Source organism: Lentzea sp. HUAS12 (genome assembly GCF_024125735.1).
Classification (GTDB): Bacteria; Actinomycetota; Actinomycetes; order Mycobacteriales; family Pseudonocardiaceae; genus Lentzea; species Lentzea albida.
The window spans coordinates 5,601,429-5,621,674 of the sequence record NZ_CP099738.1; the positions used below are offsets into that span (position 1 = coordinate 5,601,429).

The following is a 20,246-nucleotide window of genomic DNA, read 5'->3' on the forward strand; positions in this document are numbered from 1 at the left end:
TCAGCCGAATGGGTGCACGACCGAACAGCGGACCACCGTAACTGCGGATCTACCCGGGACGATCCGCCGTACATGAGACGATTAGCAGTACTGCTGCTGGCACTTGTCCTGGTCTCTCCCACTCCGGCCCTCGCCGCGGACTCGCCGATGGCGATGATCTTCGCGCCCACCGCCGAGGCCTCCGTCCCGCTGAACGAACCGCTGCTCGTGGTCGGCGGCGCCGTCAACGGCGAGTCGGGCGGCATCTCCGAGGTCGACTTCTCCACCGACGACGGCACCAACTGGACCACCGCGGACGCCCACGGCGAACGGTGGTCCGTCGTGCTGTGGCCCTCCGTCCCCGGCCCGCTGACGATCAAGGCGCGCGCCCGCACCGCGTCCACGACCGGCCCGGTCACGGTCTCGCGCACCGTCCACGTCGGCGGCACGACGACCCCGCCGCTCGCCGGTGACACCCTGCTCATCCTCAACGACACGCACAGCCCGACGATCAACGACCCGGACACCGAGGCCGTCGAACTCGGCGTGCGCCTGCGGGTCGACCGCGCGGGCTCGATCCCGGCCGTGATCATCTACCGCGGCACGTACACAGGTCCCGTTACCGCGCGGATCTGGGCCGACGGCGTCCTGCTGGCCGAGCAGGACGCCCCCGCCGCCGCCTACGTCCAGCGGATCACCTTCGGCACACCGGTTCCCGTGGCACCGGGCACCGAGTACGTCGTCTCGTACTACACGCCGTCCGGTGGCTACCGGGCCACGCAGGACTACTTCGCCGGCAACGTCGTGCAGACGCCGTTCACGCTGCCGGTGAACGCCGGCGTGTACCGCTACGGCGGCGGGTTCCCGACCGACACCTGGAACGCGAGCAACTACTGGATCGAGCCGATCTTCCGGCCGTAGGAAAACGGCGCCCGTCTTCCAGAGCCGCCGGGCGCCTCATCCTCGCCACGACTGCCGCCCGGCGCTGTTCCGCAAGCAGTGTGCGCAGCGAACGGACGCGTGTGTCCGGCAGGCGGAAATGTCGGTGCCCGCCACCTGCGAAAGTAGGGTCGATCCCCTGCTCCAGTAGGTGATCCGGAGCACAACGCAGCAGTATCGTCACCCGCGTGACACGGGCAGGAGACCTGGGGCTGGTGCTGCTCGTGGCAGCGCTGGGGATGTGGCGCGAGTTCACGCCGCCCCAACTCCCACCGGCGTCCCTGGCGTTCCACCTCGCCGTCCACCTGCTCGCGGCCGCGGCCCTGTGGTGGCGGCGCACGCACCCCGTCGCGTCCAGCCTGGTGATCACCTTCTTCACGCTGCTCACGCCGAACTACGCATCGGTGGTGTCCGCGTACTCCGTCGCCGCGCACGCCACCCGGTACCGCTGGCTCTTCCCGCTCCACGCCCTCGCGTGGGCGATCGGAGCCGGGACGTGGGTGTTGCCCGATTGTCTGGTCGGTCCCGGCCTGATCGTGATCGCCGGCCTGCTCGGCCTGCACCTGGGCGACCGGCGCAGGCTCACGCGCTCGATCGCCGAGCGGGAGTGCGCACTGCGCGTGGAACAGGCTCGTGCCGACGAACGCACCCGGCTCGCCGCCGAGATGCACGACGTCGTCACGCACCGGCTGAACCTGATGGTGCTGCACGCGGGCGCGTTGCGGATGGCCGCGAAGGACGACGGCGTGCGCAAGGCAGCCGAGGAACTGCGCACCGCGGGCTGCCAGGCGCTGGCCGAACTGCGCGACCTCGTCGGTGTGCTGCGCTCGGGCCGCGCGCCGCGCATTCCGGACGTGCTGCCCGACCGGCTCTCGCGGCTGGTCGCCGACTCCGCCGCCACGGGGCTGGAGGTCACGCTGACCGAGCACGGCGACGACGGCACCATCTCCCCCGCCGTGCGCCGCACGATGTACCGGGTCGTGCAGGAGTCGCTCACGAACGTGCACAAGCACGCGCCGGGCGCCCTCACCGAGATCACCATCCACTGTGGACCGAGCAGCGTCCGCGCGGTCATCCGCAACGCCAGGCCGTCGGTCCTGCCGCCCCTCGCCCTGCCCGGTTCCGGCAGCGGGCTGCTCGGCCTGCGCGGCCGCGTGGAGGTGGTCGGGGGAACGCTGACCGCCGGCCCGACCGACGACGGCGGCTTCGAGGTGGACGCCGTGCTGCCCGCGTTCGTGCCGACCTGACGTCAGGCGGCCTTCATGTCGCGGTTGGTGGCACGGCGAGTACGCATCCTCAACAGGTTCAGCCGCCCAGCACACACATACAGCGCAAACGCGAGCACGAGAGAGTTCACGCCCGACTGTCCGATCGGCGCGAGCTCACCTATCACCGCTGACGCAGGCCAGATCACCACCGTGGCGGGCACCCACGACGGCGCCGAGCGCGGCACGTTCGGCCGCGTGGAGATGATCTCGTTGCGCCACCGCCGCACGACGTAGTACTCAGCGAGCATGATCCCGGCGACCGGCGGGAAGACCACGCCGAGCAGCACCAGGAAGTGGGTGAACTGGTGCACGACGCCCGCGGCCGCGAGGGAGCTGCCCGCGCACCCGACCACGACCGTCATCTGCGTCCGGCTGATCCTGAGCGAGAACACGGCGTCGAAGAAGTTCACGAGGCCGAGCGAGGCCGAGTAGAGGTTCCAGTCGTTGATCTTCAGCACCGCCGTGACCACGATCAGCGCGCCGACCCAGCCACCGGTCTCGCTGAGGACGCCCATGACGTCCGTCGTGCCGAGCCCGTGCGCGAGCACCACGCCGGCCAGCCCGATGACCCACTCCCCGGCCGCGACCCCCAGAACCGTCTGCTTGACGACGTCCCGCCCACTGCGGTGGAAGCGCGTCAGGTCCGGCGCGATCGCCGCCCCGACGATGAAGCTGCCGATGACCAGCGTGATCGCCGTCAGCATCCCGATCGAGGGCCCCGGCGCCGGACCACCGAGGACGCCGACATCGTTGACATTCCTGATGACGAGCCACGCCAGCAACCCCAGGAACGCGGGCACGGCCACATACGACGTCCACGCCATCCACCGCACACCGCAGGCGGCGACGACCGTGATGACGATCCCGACCAGCAACGACCACACGGGCGCCGGCACCACCCCGGCGGTCGCGGCGAGCGCCGCGCCGGCCAGCCCGGTCTGCACCCCGAACCACCCGGTGCACGACAGGGCGATGACCAGCCCGAGCACCGCCGACCCGGCGTGCCCGAACCCGGTCCACCGGCTCAGGATGGCCGTCGGCAGCCCCTCACGTTGCCCGATCACACCCACGGCGACCGCGACGGCACTGAGCAGCACCGCCCCGATCGTGAGCGCGAGGACCGCGTCCCAGAACCGCATGCCGAACCCGAGCGCCGCCCCCAGCACCAACTGGCTCAGCGCCGTCGTCTGCCCGAACCGCTGAACGGCGACGGACCACCAGGGGTGCCGCGCCACGCCGGGCACACGACTGAGGGCCTGATCATCACGCCCGGCGACCATCCCGCTGATCACACAGGGACAGTAATGGCAACCCCACGATCGAGCGACAGACACACCGCACAACCGTGTCACGAAAGCTGATTCATCGCGAGCGCGATCCGCCGCCGCGCAACAAGCCGCGTCTGGTGCACGTCCAGGCTCACCCCGAGCCCGGGCCGCCGCTCGAACCGGTCGTAACTGCGGCTCAACAGCCAATGAGCGGCCTCGGGCGTGATCGACTCCAACCGCATCTCACCCCGCAGCCCGTCCAACGCCTCCCCCACCTCCCGAGTGAGGAACGCGTGCCGCGTAAGGCTCCCGTTGAGCTCGTCGATCATGAACACCATCGCGTGCCCCACATCCCCATACGCATAACTGCACAGCAGCGCCAAATACCCGGCGTCGATCGACCGGTCCCCGATCCAGCACTCGCCGAACGTCAACCCGCCAAGATCCCACCGAGGCCTGGCCTGCCGCCGCGCCGCCTCCCGGGCCCACCCCCCGGGCCGCCCGGGCAGGAGATGTGCCAACGCCGTCAACAGCGCCGCACTGCGCCGGCTCGGCACCTCCCCCAGGTGCCGGACGACGACCTCCCACAGCTCCTCGTTGTCGGCGAACGGCCCGGCGACCGCGCTGACCTGGAGCTCGACCTCGAGCGGATCGGTGAGCTGCGGCAGAGGGCGCCCGGCGTCCACCACCGCCTGCTGCATGGGGGTCAGCCTCGTCCGCACGGCCGGAGGTTAGCCCGATCGGCGCAACGCGACCCGTTCTCCGATCAACGCCACCACGCGGATCACCCCATCGTGATCACGTCACGCAGCCCTTCGACGAGCAGGTCACCGGGAATCTCGAACTGCACCCCGCCCTGCGCGGTGACCAGCAGCGTGACGGGCCGGTCGAGCGCGTCGACGACGACCGCCAGCTCCACCCCGCGAAAGCGGTGCCAGTGCGGCGGCCAGTCACGCGGCCGGGCCTGCTCCGAGGCGAAGACGTCAACGGTGTCGCCGCGCATCACCAGGTGCCTGCGCGGCTCGCGAGCCGGATCGGCGGGCAGCACCAGATCGGCCGCGAGCACCGCGTCCACGAGCGCCTGCTTGTCCCCGTATCCGCGCTGCACGAGGTACATCACCGATTCGAGGTCGTTCTCGAAGGTGACCTCACGCGGCTGATACCGGGGATTCGGCACGTACTGGTCGGTGATCTCGCCTCGAGCGTCGACGAGGTACCGCCCGATCACAGCTTCCGCAGGAACGTCAGCGGCGCTGTCGTGTGCGGGGTCGATCACGTGCAGCCAGTTGTTGGGCACACGCCTGGCGCGTTCCCTCATCTCCCTCGTCACGAGCGGCTTGACCATGCACGCATTGTGCCGAATCGTGCGCGGAGAGTGCGACCAAATGGGATCATCCGGTCGTGACAGATCCGCACCAGTACCTCGCCGACTTCGAACAGCGCCTCCAGCAAGCCCAGGAACAGGCGAACGCCATCCAGACCGCGTTCCGCGAGTCCCGCACCGAGGCCCAGAGCCCGGACGGCTCGGTCATCGTCACGGTGGGCTCCGGCGGCCGCATCGAGTCGCTCCAGCTCACTCCGCGCGCCGACGACCTCGGCCACACCGCGTTGGGCCGCACGATCATGGACACCATTCGCCGCGCCCAGGTGGAAGCCGCGCGCAAGATCGAGGACACGATGCGCCCGTTGCTGGGCGAGGGCGAAGGCATGGCGTTCCTGCGCGAACAGGTCGAGCAGGGCATCGCCGTGATCGACCCGGCGGGCACGGTCGAAGAGCCGAGGCCGGCGTCACCTCGCCCCGCGCCGCCGCAGGGTGATGACGACGACTTCGGCGGAAACTCGGTGCTGCGATGAGCGGCGGCTTCCAGACCCAGGCCGAGACCGTCGCCGCCCACGGCAAGATGCTCGTCGGCCGGCTGTCCCCGTCGTTGCAGGAGGCCGTGTCCGCCTCGCAGGTGAGCCTGGGGCCGAACGTGATGGGCGAACTCTGCCAAGCGTGGTCGTGGATCTTCAACGAGGAACTTGACGACGCCAAGAGCCTGTTGGCGGCCCTGCCCAAGGCGTTCGAGGCGACCGGTGACGAACTCTGCTCGACCGCCGAGACCTACCAGCAGGTCGACGAAGGCAACCGCAGCGCCATGCAGGGGATGGACCGATGAGCAACCCCCTGATCGCGCAGAAGGAGGACGACAGGAAGCGGCTCGCCGGCGCCGGCCTGTTCGACACCGCCGAAGACCTGGTCAAGCCGTTCGCCGAGGGCAAGACCATCGACCCGGTCGCGCTCGGCATCGACGGCGCCGCGCTGGCACTGGACGTCGCAGGCTTCCTCACGGACCCGCTGGGAACGCTGGCTTCGTCGGTGGTCGGCTGGATCATCGAGAACGTCGGCTTCATCCGGGAACCGTTCGACAAGCTCATGGGTGATCCACCGTCCATCGAGGCGATCGGCACCACTTGGGAGAACATCTCCAAGCGCCTGAGCGATGAGGCCACCGCGTACGAGTCTCACGCCAAGACGCTCGCTGACTGGACGGGTGACGCCGCCGATGGCTACCGGAGCCGTTGCACCACCCTTGCCGCACAACTGCGCGGGTCATCCGCTGCGGCGTCGTCCGCCGCGAACAAGATCAAGGTGGCCGGAGCGGTGGTCGCCGCGACGAGAGCCCTGATCCGCGATCTGCTGGCCGATCTGGCGGGCACCCTGTTGATGTGGGGTATTCCGGCCGCGGCGTCGGCGGTCCCGACCGCGGGTGCCTCGATAGCAGCCTTCATCACGCGAGCGGTCACCAAGGCCGTCGAGATCGGCACCAAGATCGCCCGGTTCGTCGCCAAGCTGTTCAATGCGTTGGACAAGCTCGGCTCGCTGGCGAAGAGCGCGGGCGCCGCGATGCGCAAGCAGGCTGACGACCTCGCCGCCCTGAGCCGGCAGATGCCCAACAGCCGCTACGGCAACCAACGAGCAGCAGAACTCGCCGCCGACTCCTCGACGAAGGTGTCGAGGGCGGACTCGCTCGACAACCTCGGCGACGGGCTCGGCAACGCGAGCAGGCGCATCCAGGACGGCGTCGACAACGCGATGAACAAAATCGACGACATGGCGCAGCGCACGAGCCAGAAGGTCGACGACTGGGCAGCTCGCGTGAAGGACAACGGGCCGGCGCGCAAACAGAGAGTCCGGGACTTCTACGAGTCGATGAACCAGCCGCCGTTGTCCACGCGCAAGGAGAACATGGGCGATCCTCAGTCCGGGCTCGGCCGCGCCGCCGACCGGGTGGACGCGCCGATGAGCAAGGGACTGCTGGACGGGCAGAACTGGGTCCGCGCCGTGGCCAGCAGGGACATCAGCCACCTGATGCCGAACTGGGGCGACCTCGTGCATCCGGCGAAGGAGCTGTCGAAGGAGCTGAACAAGGCCGAAGGCGGCGGCCACAAGGACCCGAAGGAAGACCAGGGATGAAGACGAAGCGCATCGCCGTCGCCGCGGTCCTGTGGATCGTCGCCCTATACACCGCCCACGCGGGCACGCTGTTCTTCGACGGTGAGGCGGGCTCAGGCGGGCAGCCGAAGGGCTACGCGGAGAACGTCTCGTGCAAGCGCAACTGGTGGGCCTTCGGCGCCCTCTGGTACTGCGATGCCACCATCGTGGCCGATGACGGCAAGCGGTATCCCTACAGCAGCAAGAACTCCGGTCTCACCCCCACGGACATCGGCAAGCAAGTCCCGATGACCAACAACCTCGTGCGATCCGGAAGATCGTCACAGGCAAGCCCGACGTGGGCACTCGCCGAACGCAGGGAGCCGAACAAGGTCGCATACATGCTGTGCCTCATGGGCCTTCCCGGGATCGCGCTGTTCATCACGTTCCGCATGTTCCGCGACAAGAAGCCGATCACGTGAAAGGACATCACCAACGCTGGCTAGCCCTGGCATGGCTCGCATTGTGCGCCTACGCCTCAGCTTTCCTCCTGCTGTTCTGGGAGGACCACGGTCCAGCAGGCAGCCCGGTCGCGCAGGCCGACGACATCCACTGCGAACGCAACTGGCTGCTCCTCGGAACCCGCTGGAGCTGCACCGCGATCCTCACCGACAACGGGATGCGGTACCGCTACACCAGCGACTCCTCGCTGCTGTCGCCCGCCGACACCTCCGTCCCCATGCAACGCCTCGCCCCGCAGCACTTCGCCCCTGCCCGCGCATCCTTCAATCCCGCACCGTGGCCGACCACGGGCGCCGTCACCTCCATCGCGCTCGGCCTCGTCGGCGCCGGTGTGCTGTGGCAGAACAGCCGCGGGAAACGACCGGCCGCCAAGGGGAGGTGCGGCGCCTGCGCGCCCAGGCCCGTTGGTACGTCGGAGCAGGCATGCTCGCCTTCCTCGCTGCCCACTTCACCCACGGCGTGCTGATCACCGCCCGCGCCGACGTCTGGCCCCGACGGGCCGAGGGCACGGGTGTGGCGACATCGTGTGAGCGAGACTGGCGCTACCTAGGGGCCCTGTGGCGTTGCGATGTCGACATAACCGCGGACACCGGCCAGAAGCTCATGCGGACGTTGAGCCACTCGCAGTTCGCTCAGGCGGAGATCGGCATCCCGAAGCCCGTGACAGCCGTCGGCGCCAGATGGGAGGTCGTCGACCAGCCCTTTGAACACAGATTCGCCAAGGCGTTGTTCGTCCTGTTGCTGGCCGGCGGCATCGCGTTGCTGATCAAGCCGACGTACGACCTGGCGAGGATCCGGGAGCTGGAGGACCCGAACCTGCCGGCGCGGTTCCTGCCCATCCGGTGACCGGGTGGTGGGCGAGCGGCAGCGACGGCTCGTGATGACCGTGCACCGTGCCACCCGGAGGAGGTGCGGGCACAAGCTACGGTGGCACAGGTGACGACGTTTCCACCGGTGCCCGCGGACCTGTTCCGCTTCACCACGACCGACCAGGCGGAGCTGCACACAGCGGTGCTGCGCGTGTTCGGGGTGGCGAACGAGCGCCTGCAGACCGTCCTCACCGCCGATGACGTGCAGCAACGGCTCCGCACCGTCGGCTGGTCCGAGCAGCTGGCCGACGACGACCTGCAGGCATCCCTCGCCGCTCTGAGGGGCTGGGGTCTGCTGGACGCCGCACAGCACCGTTACGGGCTCACGAAGCTAGGCGAGGCCGCGTACGCCGGCGTCCAGCACGCGACACACACACTCGCGGCGAACGGTGCGTTGCAGACCGCCGTGCTCGACGCCATCGCGGCCCGCCTCGACGCCCTCGCAGGGCCGTTGAACGACCACGACGCCTTCACGACGCTCTCCGAACTCGAAGGGCACCTCGAAGCCTTCAAGGCGAACACGACGCGGTTCAACGCCGACCTGCAGCGCATCCTGCGGGACGACCAGGCCGACCTGGACACGTTCCAGGACGTCAAGCGCACCACGGTCACCTACCTGCGCGACTTCATCGCCGACCTGGACGCGCGCAAGCACGGGATTCGCGAGGCCGTCGTCTCCATCGACGCCGCCGAGCTGCACGAACGCGCGCGGCGCGGTGCCGGGCTCGTCCAGGACGAGCAGTGGGCGCAGCAGCGGAAGGCCAGGTGGACCGAGCTGCGGAGCTGGTTCTGCGACAACCCGCCGCGCGTCGAGGAGTTGCAGGACGTGTCGCGCAAGGCGATCGTGCAGCTGCTCAGGGTGCTCGACCGGATCAGCGAGCAGCGCAAGAAGCCCACGAACACCGCGGCCGACTTCAAGGCGCTCGCCCAGTGGTTCGCGCGGACCGAGACCGAGGACGAGGCGCACGAGTTGTTCAACGCCGCGTTCGGGCTCTACTCCGCGCGGCACGCGCACCTCGCGCACGCCGACGGGGAGCTGTTGCCCAGTGCCGAGGCGTGGGAGAACACGCCGCCCGTGCCCGTGTCGCCGCAGCTGCGCGCGACCGGCAAGCAGGAGCACATCGGTGCCACGGGCAAGGTCCGCAACGTCGACGAGGTGCGCCGCAACCGTCGTGAACAGGCGCAGAAGGAGCGTGAGGAGCTGGAGTACGCGTGGTCGCAGATCCAGACCGACGGCGCGATTCGCATCTCCACGCTCACGAACCTCGACCACGACACGTTCCACCGGCTGATCGACCTCGTCGGCAGGGCGCTCGGCAGCGATCCGGACAGCACCGGCACGCGCTCGGCCGGCACGAGTGACGGGCGGATGCAGATCAACCTCCGCAACGCCCGCGGCTGGGCGACCATGACCACCCAGAAGGGCACGCTGAGCGGGCCCGACTACGTAATCGACGTGCAGAGCCGATGAGGAACACGGGAAACCAGCTCGCACGGCTGGAGAGCGAGGAAGTGGCGCGTGGCGTTCGTCTGCTGCTCGCGCGCCCGTTGCTGACCAACGGCCAGGATCCGGACGGCTTCGACCTCATCAGGAGGCGCCGCGAGCCGATCACGAAGTGGTTCGACTACTACTGCGGCTGGCGCGTGGTCGTCGAGCCGCGGGCCGGGTACGCGCGTCTCTTCAAGACCACCCAACGGCCTGACCGCACGCGACCGGCGTTCGACCGGCGCCGGTACGTCCTGCTGTGCCTGATGTGCGCGGAGCTGCTGACCACACCGCTGACGACGCTCGACGAGCTGACGTCGCGCCTCAAGCAGGCCGACGAGATCGAGTTCGAGCCGGGCAGGCGCAGCGACCGGAACGCGTTCAACGACGTGCTGACGTTCCTCGAGGAGCACGGCGCGATCGAGGTCGACGAGCAGGTCCGCGCGGATCCGACGCTCATCACGCGACTGCTGTCCGCGCCTGTGGCTCCCTCCACTGTGGACACGGTCGAGGACCTGACCTACGAGTCGCGGTACGAGAACGCGCACCGCAGTCTGTGGCAACGGCACTCCGTCATGCGCAGGCTGATCGACGATCCCGTGGTGTACAAGGAAGACCTGAACGCGAGTCAGCTCGCGTTCCTCGGCTCCCCCGCCGGCCGCAAGGTCGTGCAGACCGGCATCACGCTCGCCGGCTGCACGCTGGAGGAGCGCAAGGAGGGGTACGTCGTGGTCGACGCCGACGCGATCGCCACGGACACGAGGTTCCCGGACGACGACAACAACGCGAAGGTCGCCGCGTTGCTGCTGCTCGACCGGCTGGCGCTGGGCCCTGCCACGACGGAGGAGCTGACCGAGGAAGCACGCGAGGTGCTCACCAGGTTCCGGAACTGGGCCAAGGCCTACCAGTCGGACGGTGGTGCGGACAGGCTCGCGGCGGACGGGCTCGAACTGCTCGAGGCGTTCGGGCTCGCGCGCACGGAGAACGGCACCGTTCACAGGCTGCCCGCCGCAGCCAGGTACGCGGTCGAGGAGCTGCATGACTGACCGGTGGCAACCGAGCCGCGCCGGCATCATCAACGTCTGGCGCTACTACGACGAGATCTTCTCGTTCTACCAGGGCAGACTGCTGCTCAGGGGTCCCAACGGCACGGGCAAGTCGAAGGCGCTCGAGTTGCTGCTGCCGTACCTGTTCGACGCGAACCTGCGTCCGCACCGCCTGTCGACGTTCGGCAGCGCGGACCGCACGATGCACTGGAACCTCATGGGCGAGGGCAACCAGGGCAGCACGCGCGTCGGGTACGTGTGGCTGGAGTTCCAGCACGGCGAAGAGTGGTTCACGTGCGGTGCGCGCCTTCAGGCCACCACGAACACCACGAACGTCTCCGCCACGTACTTCACGACGTCGTTGCGGGTCGGCGACCTGGCGCTGGTGAACGAGGCCGGGCGCCCGTTGACCACCACGGACCTCACGGCGGCGATCGGCGAGCACGGCGTCGTGCACACCTCACCGGCCGATTACCGGCACACGGTGCGGACGACGTTGTTCCCCGGCGTGACCGAGCAACGGTACGACTCGCTGATCACGGCTCTGCTGCAGCTGCGCACGCCGAAGCTGTCCGAGCGGCTCGACCCGAGCGTGCTGTCCTCGTTGCTGTCCAAGGCACTTCCGCCGCTCGACCAGTCCGATCTCACGGAGATCGCCGAGGGCTTCGAACGCCTCGACCGCCAGCGCGAGGGCCTGCGGCGGCTCGACGAGGAGATCACCACCGCCGAACGGCTTGCGGGCGTGCAGCGCGTCTACGCCCAGCGCGTGCTGGGCTCGGCCGCGTGGGCGTTGGAGACCGCGACCGAGCAGCTCGATGAGCTGACCAGGGCCGCGCGGATGAGCGACCGGCGCTACGAGCGCCAGATCACGCTCACCGACGAGGCGTTCGACCAGCTCGCGGCGCTGGGACGCGAGGCGAGAGCGGTCGACGCGGAGATCTCCGGCATCTCCGACCTGCCCGCGTACCAGGAGGGCAGGCAGCTCGACCAGTTGCGGCAGCAGCTCTCCGCCGCGTCGCAGCGCGCTGCGGAGGCGGCCGCGCACGCCGCGAAGCTCCGCGCACGGGCCGTCGCCGACGAGGAACTGGCCGGGCAGGCCAAGTCCGAGGCGGCCGCACGGGCCGATGAACTGCGACGGTCCGTCGTCCTCGCACGGGAAGCGGCTGAGCAGGCGGGCATGCCGTCGGTGCTCGAGGAGATCGAGTCCGGCGCCGACGCGAAGGCGGGGCGTCAGCTGCTCACCGCCGCCGTCGAGGCCCGGTCCGCCGAGATCAACTCGATCACGCGTGCCGTCACCGCACACAAGAGAGCCGTCGACGCACGGAACGCCGCACGCCAACGGCTCGAGGAAACCCGTGACGAGCTCGAACTCGCCACGGAAGCCGAGACCGCGGCGCAGCGCACGTTCGAGCAAGCGTTTGCGAAGTTCTGCGCGGACGTCGACACGTGGGCGCGCGGCTGTTCCGAGCTGAACGTGTCCGAGCACCACGAGGTCGTCGAGGCCGCCGCTCTCGCGCGCGAGGAGTTCAGCCGCATCGAGGCGCGCCTGGACGAGACGCGCACGGCGTTGAACGGCCAGCTCTCGCAGTACAGGTCGATCCGCGAGAAGCTCGCCAACCAGGTCGACGTGCCGCCACCGGCGCCGTACACGCGTGACGACGACTTCCGCGTTTCCGCCGCAGGGGCCCCTCTGTGGCGTCTGGTCGACTTCCGCCCCGGCACACCGCCATCCGTGTGCGCTGCGGTCGAGGCGGCGCTGGAGGCGTCGGGACTGCTCGACGCGTGGCTCACGCCGGACGCCTCGTTCGATCTGACCGCCCGGGACCGCTTCGCCGAACCGCTGCTCTCCGGCCCCGCCCCCGGCACGACGCTGCTGGAGGTGCTCGTCACCGACGACGAGCGCTGCCACCGGTTCCTCGACGGCGTCGCGTTCGGCGAGACCGCGTCCGGCCACACGACCGCGATCGGCGCGGACGGCACGTGGCGCCTGGGCAACGCCCACGGCCGCTGGACCAAGCCCGCTCCCACCTACATCGGCGCCGACGCCCGCAAACGCGCCCGCGCGGGCCGGATCGCCGAGCTCACCGGACTGATCGAGCAACTCGCGACGGACCTGTCCGGAGTGGACGCGGCACGGAACCAGATCGCCGTCCGCCGCGCGACCCTCGCCGGTGAGATGGCGCGCAAGCCCTCGACCGACCCGATGGACGTCGCCGAGGAACAGCGCACGAAGGCCCAGTTGCGGTCGGCGGCGCGCAAGGACGCCGTCGCCGCCGACCAGCTCCGGGTGACCGAGACCGAGGCCGCCGTGGCCCGGCTCGGCCAGGTCGCCGAGGTGCCCGACGCGGACGAGCTGACGGCGTTCGGCACGGCGGCCCACCGCTGGCTGGACGACCGCCGTGACGCCCTCACCGCGGAAGCGCTGTCGGTCGAGGCCGGCAGCCGTGCGTCCGCCAGCAGCGCGCTGGCCGACGAGGCGGAGGAGACGGCCTCGGCACGTCAGCAGGAGGCCTCCGACCTCGCCGTCACGCTGGAGACCGTCGAACGGGCCGCGAGCTCCGAGTTCCACGCCCTCGACCAGCGGCTCATCACGTTGCGCGCCAAGGCCCTCGAACTGGCCGAGCAACGCGAACTGCTGCAGGACAAGCAAACGGGCCTGGCGCGCACACTCGGCACGTTGGAGGAGAAGCGCAGGACAGACACCTCACGCGCCGCGGAAGCCACCTTCGCGCACGAGGCCGCCGAAACGCGCTATCGCCACCTCACGAGCGGCCACCTCCCCGCCGACGCGGGCGAGGTGCCCGACGGCCCGGTCGACCCGCGCCTGATCCGCGACTCCGAGTCCCGCCTGGGCATGGCGGTGCACGAGGCCCAGCAGCAACTCGCCGGCCGCATCGAGCTGTCGCTGGACCCCGACGACGACGTCACCGTCCTCACCGCAACGCTCGACGGCACGCGCATGGGCGCCCACGCCCTGTTGCAGACACTGCAGGCCGAACGCGACCGCATGCGCACGCACATCACGGACGTCGAACGCGACCTCTTCGACCAGACCCTCACCGGCGACACCCGCAGGCACATCGCCCAGCGCATCCAGGGCGCCTCCGAGCTCGTCGCCACCATGAACCACCGCCTGGAGCGCGTCCAGACCGCGTCCGGCATCCGCGTGCAGCTCGACTGGCAGGTCGACCCCCAGCTGCCACCGGGCACGCGCGAGGCCCGCGACCTCCTGCTGCGCTCAGACCTGAACGACCACGAACGCGCGTTGCTGCACGACTTCTTCCGCGAGCGCGTGGAAGAAGCACGCGCGCACGACTCCGCAACGGGCTGGGAACAACAACTCGCCCAGGTGCTCGACTACACGACGTGGCACCAGTTCGTCGTGAAGGTGGACAGAGGCGAGGGCTGGGTACCGGTCACCAAACGCGTGCACGGCGCGTTGTCCGGCGGCGAGAAGGCCATCGTGCTGCACCTCCCGCTCTTCGCCGCGGCGGCCGCGCACTACCACGCCACCCCGACCGCACCCCGGCTGATCCTGCTGGACGAGGTCTTCGTCGGCGTCGACGCCACCAACCGCGGGCAGCTGCTGGAGCTGCTGGTCAACTTCGACCTCGACCTGGTGCTCACGTCGGACCACGAGTGGTGCGACTACCGGGAGCTGACCGGCATCGCCATCCACCAGCTCACCACGGGCACGGACGGCGATGACGCCGTCACGACCGTGCGGTTCACATGGGACGGTCACAGCCTCACGGCTGATGAGGACTGAACAACGCCAACAGCTGCCGCTCGTCGTCGGTGAGCGGGAACGCGGGGTTGGGCCGCGGATAGACCTCCGCGGCCCGCCAGAGTTCTTCACGCACGCTGGACGCCATGCCTATGTTGCATCCACGCGCGCGCAGGTCGTCCATGAGCGCGGCGGCGTCGAACAGGTACACGGCCTCGATCACCAGCGGCCGCGAGGTGCCCACCGAACTCGCCGGCACCGACTTCGGCCCGGTGAGCACCAGGTAGGTCTCCGGGCCGCCCTCCTTCAGGTCGAGGATGTTCTCGCGCTTCGGGTACCACCGGATGCCCACCGTTCGGCCGTCGTCGAGCCGCCCGCCGACGGCCTTGTTCGCCTGCGGCTCCAGCGTGATGCCGAAGATCCGTGCCGCGATCCAGTCGCCGAGGTGGCCGGGCAACGCCGGCCGCCGGATGATCGCGGCCAGCTCGGTGTCGATGCTGTTGCGTTGCTCAATCAGCTTTGCCACACGTCGCACGTCGTCACTCATCGCGCTCCTCCGCTGCGTTGCATGGCATACGCACGCACAGTCCGCGGCACCTCGAGGCGTACCGGCTCCACGGTCCCGATGCGGTCGAGACTCCGCACGAGCAGACGGGCCGACGCCCGTGCGTCCTGCAAGGCGATCCCCCTCGGTGCTTCCAGCGGCCCGGTGCTGAGGCCGGAGACGGCGAAGGCGTGGCCCAGCCGCGCGTACTCCGCGGTGAGGAATCCCTGGCAGAACGTCAGGTCCTGTGCCGCGAACACCCGGCCGGACAGCCGTGCGGCGAGCTCTCCGGCGACGCCCGCGAACTGCGGCGCCCTGCGCACGTCGGCGGGACTGATGCCGTGCCGGGGGCCGAAGTCGCGGCGCGGGTTGACCAGCGTGCACCACTCGTCGGTCCGGCGCCCGGACGCGTCGAGGTGCACCACGGCGACCTCGATCACCCTGTCGCCCGGAGCAGGTCCCGTGGTGGCGACGTCGACGACCGCGTACCCCTTGCCCATGCCGGAATGTCGTTCGAACGGGTGCCTCGCGTTATCCCCGGCCGCCGAGGTCATCCGTAAGGACCAACGCCAGCTCGCCGCGGGTCGTGATGCCGAGCTTCGAGTACGTGTTGGACAGATGGTTGTCCACGGTCCGCACGGAGATCACCAACGACGACGCGATCTCCTTGTTCGTCAGGCCGCGTGCGGCGAGCACGGCTACTTCGCGCTCACGGGGCGTGAGTGGCGTCAACGTCGCCAGCGCCGACGTGCTCGCACTCTCGCACAGGGCGATCAGGCGGCCCGCCAGCGCGCGGTTGCCCGATTCGGCGGCGGCTTCGGCCGCGAGCAGCATGAAACCGGCTTCCTCGAACCGTGCGGCCACCGTCTCCAACCCTGCGGAGTCGTTGCGCACCAACGCCTCGGCGTGGGCGGCGAACACCGGTACCAGCAGGCCAGTGATCGTGGAGGCGAGCTCGTGCAGGCGTTCCACGACTTCGGCGGCACGCCCCAGACGCACGGCCTCGTGCAGAAGGAGGGCTTCTGCCGCGAACTCGCCGTGCGCGCGTGCCTCCGCCGCACCTTCCAACGGCGAGGCGCCGCCCGCCCAGATCCGCGCCGTCCACAGGCCGTGCCGGTACACCCGCATCCCTTGTGGCACGTGCTTTTCGGCCTCGGCGAGCACGCCGCGCGCGTCGTTGCCCAGCAGGGCCTCGACCTGTGCAAGTTCGCAGAGCCGGACGAACGGCTGGGCGGGCCGCGCCTCCTGGAGCAGCCGCCGGGCTTCGAGCAGTCGTCCCCCGGCTCGCGCCAGGCCCGCGCACGACACGGCCCAGCTCGACCGCATGGAGTCCCACTCCGCCTTCTCGCGATGCGCCTGCACGGCAAGATGTTCCGCACGGGCCAGATCGCCGTGCAAGGAGTGTACGAACACCTCGGAGAACGCGTTCATCTCCGCACTCAGCGCGAACTCGGGGTTCGGCGGGACGGCCGGGAACGGCCCCGTGTAGCGGCCCTGCACCACGTCGATCATCGCGATGATCGACGCCTCACCCGGATCGGACTCCGAGAGCAGCGCACGGGCCTCTTCGTACTTGCCGGCGAAGAACAGGAGCGCCGCCCGTGCCGCCGGCATCACGTCCATCTCGGCGGCCTCGTCGCTGCGCCCGAGCCCCCAGCCCAGGTTCATGGCGCGCATCGTGCGCACCTCGATCGGGTCGTCGTCGGTCGCGGCCATCGCGAAGACCTCTTCGGCCTCCTCCGGACGGTCCGTGAACAGCAGGACGTACGCCAACAGCCGTGCTGCCTCCACACCACCACCGATGGACCATGCGGCGCGTGCGAGTCGTTCTGCCAGGACGACGCCGCCTGTGGCGCTGGCGATGTTCGCGGCCGTGAGCAGCTGCGCGGGGTCATCTGCCGTGCCGCTGTCCAGGCGCAGCACCGCCACCCGCAACGGATCGTCGAGCAACGAGGCCAGGTGACGCTGATGGTTCCGCTTGCGCAGAGGAGGGCACTGCGCGCGCAACACCTCGCCGTACAGCGGATGCGCGAGCCGCAGGCCGTCGTCCGTCACGGTCACGAGGCCGTCCAACGCCTCCGACGCGGCCAGGTCCAGCGGCTCACCGAACGCGAGCAGCTCCAGCACGCGGCGCTCGTCCGCGGGAACTGCGGCGAGGTGTACTTCGATCAGCTCCACGAGCCGTGGGGACAACGGCAGCGGGCCGTCCAACGACCAGACACCGCCGTGCGACACCCATTGCGCGGCGAAGTGCATCTCCCGCAGCAGCAGCATGTTCCCGGCCGACGCCGTCCACAGCCGATCGGCCGTGACGCTGTCCAGCACTCCGCCGAGCACGGTCTCCAGCACCTCGACCACCGCCGTGCGCCCGAGCGGCTCGAGCTCGATGCGCGGCAGCAGTTCGTCCTTCCAGAGCGCCACCACCGGGTCGGGCGCGCGTTCGCCCGACCGCAGCGTCGCCACGACGACGGCTTCCCGGTGTTGCACGAGCTGGTGCAGCAGGCCCGCCGAGGCGTCGTCGAGCAGATGGACGTCATCCACCACCACGACACGACCACGCAACGCCATCCGTACGGCGGTCAACATCGCCAACGGTGAGGAGTCGGCCGATGGCAAGAAGGGCGCCATCACGCCCAGCGGGATCTCGGACATCGCCGCGGACGCCCGCAGCCGGACGTCGCACGTGACCTCGTCCAGCAGCCGCGTCTTGCCGACGCCGGCCGGGCCCGCCACGATCAGCCCGGCGCCGCGAACAGCCCGCCGGACCGCGGCGAGCTCGGCGTCCCTCCCCACGAACGGCCACCCCACGCGACCAGGCTAGGGGATCGCCACCGACGAGATGGGTGATCGCCCACTCATGCCTCTGAGCAGCGCGAACACCACGATGGGCGCATGAGCTTCTTCACCGATCCGACCCCGTACTTCGACGAGTGGCGGGCGCGGGGCCCCGCTCTGGTCGAGACCCCGGACGGCCAGACGTCGTGGGTGATCAGCAGCTACGACGACGTCGTCCAGGCCCTCAGCCATCCCGCCCTGAGCAGCGCCATCATCCCGGGCGGGATGCTGAACCACACCGATCCGCCGGAGCACACGCAGTTGCGCAAGCCCATCGCGCGCGCGTTCTCCACACGACGCGTGGAGGCGCTACGGCCGCGCATCGAGGAAATCACCAACGAGCTGCTCGACGTGTGGCAGGGCGCGGAGGAGGTGGACGTCGTCGAGACGTTCGCCTACCCGCTGCCCATCACCGTCATCTGTGAACTCCTGGGTCTGCCCGAAGAGGACAGGAACGAGGTCCGCGGACTCACCTCGGACCTGCTGAACCCGGCGACGATGGCCGAGGCCTACGGCAGGTTCGCCGCCTACGTGCAGCGCCTGCTGGAGACCAAGGAGCCCGGTGACGACCTCATCACCGAGCTCCGCGACGAGCCGAACCTCGTGAACACCCTCGTGCTGCTCATCACAGCGGGGCATGAGACGACCTCGCACCTCATCGGCAACGGCCTGCTCGCGCTGCTGCGCCGGCCCGCGCTGAAGCAGTCGCTGATCGACGATCCGATCCTCATCCCGGAGGCCGTCGAGGAGTTCCTGCGCCACGACGGTCCGCTCGCGCTGGGCGTGGGGCGGGTCACCACGTCCGACGTGGTGATCGGAGGGGTCACGATTCCAAGATCTTCGCAGGTCACCGTCTCACTTGGGGCGGCGAACCGGGATCCGTCCCGGTTTCCCGGACCCGACGTGGTGCAGCTGGGCAGAGACCCACACGTCGCGTTCGGTCACGGGATCCACTACTGCGTGGGCGCACGGCTCGCCCGCATCGAGGGTGAGATCGCTTTCGGAACGCTCCTCCGTCGTTTCCCGGAACTCGCGCTCGTCGCTGAGCCCGAGTGGCGGGAGTCATTCATCCGAGGCTTGGCATCATTTCGCGTGCGACCGAAGCCTTGACGGCGGCACGGGCAGCCGACAGGTCGTCGACCGCGTAAATCTCCGGACAGGACGCGATGACGAGGTCCTTGTCTGACGCGACCGTCAGCAGAGAAACTTTCTCAGTCAACGACTTCGCTTGCCGGACAACTCCCTTGGCATCAACGCGGATCAACGTGACCCACGTCTCTGACCAGGGAAAGTCCGCGACGGCGCTGGATTTTCTCAGGCCTTCCACATCGAACTCGGCAAATCTGGGCATGACACCAAGATAACGAGTCGAGGTAGCGGAAAGGCAAAGATCACCCTTTCACCGCAATGCAGCCAGCAGATGGGACAGGTTGACACCAACGGCGTCCGCCAACCGGCGCACGACTTCCGGTGCGGGTGCCAACGGGTGTGTCTCGCGGGTGAACGGCAGGCCTTCACCGCCCGAAAACTTCGATTGCGGCGTGACGGGCGCGAGGATCGGGTAGACGCGCCAGCGCGGCACCTTCGAGTCGGCCATGGCGAGCGTGTTCTCCTGCCACAGCATCACGGCCGACTGCTTCGCGTTGCGCGCGAGGACGCAGCCGTGGCCCGTGAGCGTGATCGCGCGCGCAGCGGCACGCACGGGGTTGCGGAACTCACCTTCCACGACCCACACGCCGTTCATGAACTCCGCGGTGAAGCCCTCCGTCTCCAGCGCGGCGATCGTCTCGGCGTGGTCGTCGTCCGCCGCGGCCGTGGCGAGCTCGACGACCTCCTGGACCTCCGAGGCCGTGACGACGCGCGCACCGGCCTCCGTGGAGTGGTGCAGGAGCCGTTCGACGTGGCGGTCCTCCGCGTAGGCCGCCCACTCCTGGGCCTTCTCCCATGCGGACCGTGCGATGACATCGGCCTCGGAGCCGCCGCGCAGCCGTGCGTCCTGCAGCAGCTGTGCGAGCACCACGGCGATGACAGAGCTCAACAGGGCGTCGTCACGCGATTCGTCGTTTTCGGGCACGAGAGAGACGACCAGGTCACGCAGCTCTGCGCGCCAGCTCTCGTCGCCCGCCCATACGCCGATGGCGAGCAGGTTCAGGTAGTGGTCCGCGAGGGCCATCCGCACGAGCAACGGCTGGCCTGCCGCCTCCCGTGCGTCGCGGCGCGCGGTCGCCTTCACCTGCTGCCGTTCCGCGGGATCCACCACGCTCACGCGGATCTTGTCGAGTTCGTCGAGGAAGTCGTCCCACCGGTCGTCCGAAAACCGGGCGAAGACGTCGTCCACCTGATACCTC

At 69.5% G+C, this 20,246-nt stretch carries 20 protein-coding genes; 12 read left to right on the forward strand and 8 right to left on the reverse strand.

All coding sequences use genetic code 11. The features are described 5' to 3' along the window. The first annotated feature begins 72 nt into the window (after positions 1–72). Together ND450_RS25190 and ND450_RS25195 are read left to right on the forward strand one after the other, a co-directional pair. Positions 73–900 (forward strand): DUF4082 domain-containing protein, encoded by an 828-nt coding sequence (locus ND450_RS25190; RefSeq protein WP_253321135.1) that lies wholly within the window; start codon positions 73–75, stop codon positions 898–900. A gap of 206 nt (positions 901–1,106) precedes the next feature. Then, a complete protein-coding gene (locus ND450_RS25195) occupies positions 1,107–2,165 on the forward strand; it encodes a sensor histidine kinase (RefSeq protein ID WP_253321136.1) in 1,059 nt (352 codons plus the stop codon). A gap of 2 nt (positions 2,166–2,167) precedes the next feature. On the opposite strand, the gene ND450_RS25200 is transcribed toward ND450_RS25195, so the two are convergent. The 3 genes from ND450_RS25200 to ND450_RS25210 form a co-directional block, all read right to left on the reverse strand. Then, positions 2,168–3,478 (reverse strand): cytosine permease, encoded by a 1,311-nt coding sequence (locus ND450_RS25200; RefSeq protein ID WP_253321137.1) that lies wholly within the window; start codon positions 3,476–3,478, stop codon positions 2,168–2,170. Between the two features lie 56 nt (positions 3,479–3,534). Then, positions 3,535–4,155: a hypothetical protein gene (locus tag ND450_RS25205; RefSeq protein ID WP_253321138.1), complete on the reverse strand. Its 621-nt coding sequence runs from the start codon at positions 4,153–4,155 to the stop codon at positions 3,535–3,537. Positions 4,156–4,238: 83 nt separating this feature from the next. After that, on the reverse strand, positions 4,239–4,799 hold the full coding sequence (locus ND450_RS25210) for a type VII secretion system-associated protein (RefSeq protein ID WP_253321139.1): 561 nt from the start codon (positions 4,797–4,799) through the stop codon (positions 4,239–4,241). Between the two features lie 56 nt (positions 4,800–4,855). Between ND450_RS25210 and ND450_RS25215 the strand changes: the two genes are divergently transcribed. From ND450_RS25215 to ND450_RS25255, 9 genes are all read left to right on the forward strand, one after another. Beyond that, complete coding sequence (locus tag ND450_RS25215; protein WP_253321140.1) at positions 4,856–5,308, forward strand: YbaB/EbfC family nucleoid-associated protein; 453 nt, start codon at positions 4,856–4,858, stop codon at positions 5,306–5,308. Beyond that, entirely contained in the window at positions 5,305–5,613 is a 309-nt protein-coding gene (locus tag ND450_RS25220; RefSeq protein ID WP_253321141.1) for a type VII secretion target, read from the forward strand. The genes ND450_RS25215 and ND450_RS25220 overlap by 4 nt, the downstream gene beginning before the upstream one ends. Then, complete coding sequence (locus ND450_RS25225; RefSeq protein ID WP_253321142.1) at positions 5,610–6,911, forward strand: WXG100 family type VII secretion target; 1,302 nt, start codon at positions 5,610–5,612, stop codon at positions 6,909–6,911. The genes ND450_RS25220 and ND450_RS25225 overlap by 4 nt, the downstream gene beginning before the upstream one ends. Next, positions 6,908–7,351: a DUF6346 domain-containing protein gene (locus tag ND450_RS25230; RefSeq protein WP_253321143.1), complete on the forward strand. Its 444-nt coding sequence runs from the start codon at positions 6,908–6,910 to the stop codon at positions 7,349–7,351. The genes ND450_RS25225 and ND450_RS25230 overlap by 4 nt, the downstream gene beginning before the upstream one ends. After that, positions 7,348–7,857, forward strand: a complete 510-nt coding sequence (locus tag ND450_RS25235) for a hypothetical protein (protein WP_253321144.1) — start codon at positions 7,348–7,350, stop codon at positions 7,855–7,857. The genes ND450_RS25230 and ND450_RS25235 overlap by 4 nt, the downstream gene beginning before the upstream one ends. Continuing rightward, complete coding sequence (locus tag ND450_RS25240; RefSeq protein WP_253321145.1) at positions 7,815–8,237, forward strand: DUF6346 domain-containing protein; 423 nt, start codon at positions 7,815–7,817, stop codon at positions 8,235–8,237. Before ND450_RS25235 ends, ND450_RS25240 begins: the two co-directional genes overlap by 43 nt. 90 nt (positions 8,238–8,327) lie before the next feature. Beyond that, positions 8,328–9,731 (forward strand): TIGR02677 family protein, encoded by a 1,404-nt coding sequence (locus ND450_RS25245; RefSeq protein ID WP_253321146.1) that lies wholly within the window; start codon positions 8,328–8,330, stop codon positions 9,729–9,731. After that, the gene (locus ND450_RS25250) at positions 9,728–10,792 is read left to right on the forward strand and encodes a TIGR02678 family protein (protein ID WP_253321147.1); all 1,065 of its coding nucleotides are present in this window, start codon (positions 9,728–9,730) and stop codon (positions 10,790–10,792) included. Before ND450_RS25245 ends, ND450_RS25250 begins: the two co-directional genes overlap by 4 nt. Continuing rightward, on the forward strand, positions 10,785–14,561 hold the full coding sequence (locus ND450_RS25255) for an SbcC/MukB-like Walker B domain-containing protein (protein ID WP_253321148.1): 3,777 nt from the start codon (positions 10,785–10,787) through the stop codon (positions 14,559–14,561). The genes ND450_RS25250 and ND450_RS25255 overlap by 8 nt, the downstream gene beginning before the upstream one ends. On the opposite strand, the gene ND450_RS25260 is transcribed toward ND450_RS25255, so the two are convergent. From ND450_RS25260 to ND450_RS25270, 3 genes are read right to left on the reverse strand one after another with little or no spacing between them, the layout of a single operon-like run. Beyond that, positions 14,542–15,045: a hypothetical protein gene (locus tag ND450_RS25260; RefSeq protein WP_253321149.1), complete on the reverse strand. Its 504-nt coding sequence runs from the start codon at positions 15,043–15,045 to the stop codon at positions 14,542–14,544. The two genes, ND450_RS25255 and ND450_RS25260, sit on opposite strands and share 20 nt — an antisense overlap. Positions 15,046–15,062: 17 nt before the next feature. After that, positions 15,063–15,563: an exonuclease domain-containing protein gene (locus ND450_RS25265; protein WP_253321150.1), complete on the reverse strand. Its 501-nt coding sequence runs from the start codon at positions 15,561–15,563 to the stop codon at positions 15,063–15,065. 31 nt (positions 15,564–15,594) lie between these two features. Beyond that, complete coding sequence (locus ND450_RS25270) at positions 15,595–17,871, reverse strand: LuxR C-terminal-related transcriptional regulator (protein WP_253321151.1); 2,277 nt, start codon at positions 17,869–17,871, stop codon at positions 15,595–15,597. Positions 17,872–17,955: 84 nt separating this feature from the next. Here ND450_RS25270 and ND450_RS25275 point away from each other — a divergent pair, with 84 nt between their 5' ends. Beyond that, a complete protein-coding gene (locus ND450_RS25275; RefSeq protein ID WP_253321152.1) occupies positions 17,956–19,008 on the forward strand; it encodes a cytochrome P450 in 1,053 nt (350 codons plus the stop codon). On the opposite strand, the gene ND450_RS25280 is transcribed toward ND450_RS25275, so the two are convergent. Both ND450_RS25280 and ND450_RS25285 read right to left on the reverse strand, forming a co-directional pair. Beyond that, the gene (locus ND450_RS25280; protein ID WP_089922056.1) at positions 18,965–19,249 is read right to left on the reverse strand and encodes a hypothetical protein; all 285 of its coding nucleotides are present in this window, start codon (positions 19,247–19,249) and stop codon (positions 18,965–18,967) included. The genes ND450_RS25275 and ND450_RS25280 overlap by 44 nt on opposite strands. A gap of 48 nt (positions 19,250–19,297) precedes the next feature. Beyond that, the gene (locus tag ND450_RS25285) at positions 19,298–20,236 is read right to left on the reverse strand and encodes a hypothetical protein (RefSeq protein WP_253321153.1); all 939 of its coding nucleotides are present in this window, start codon (positions 20,234–20,236) and stop codon (positions 19,298–19,300) included. Between the last annotated feature and the right edge of the window lie 10 nt (positions 20,237–20,246).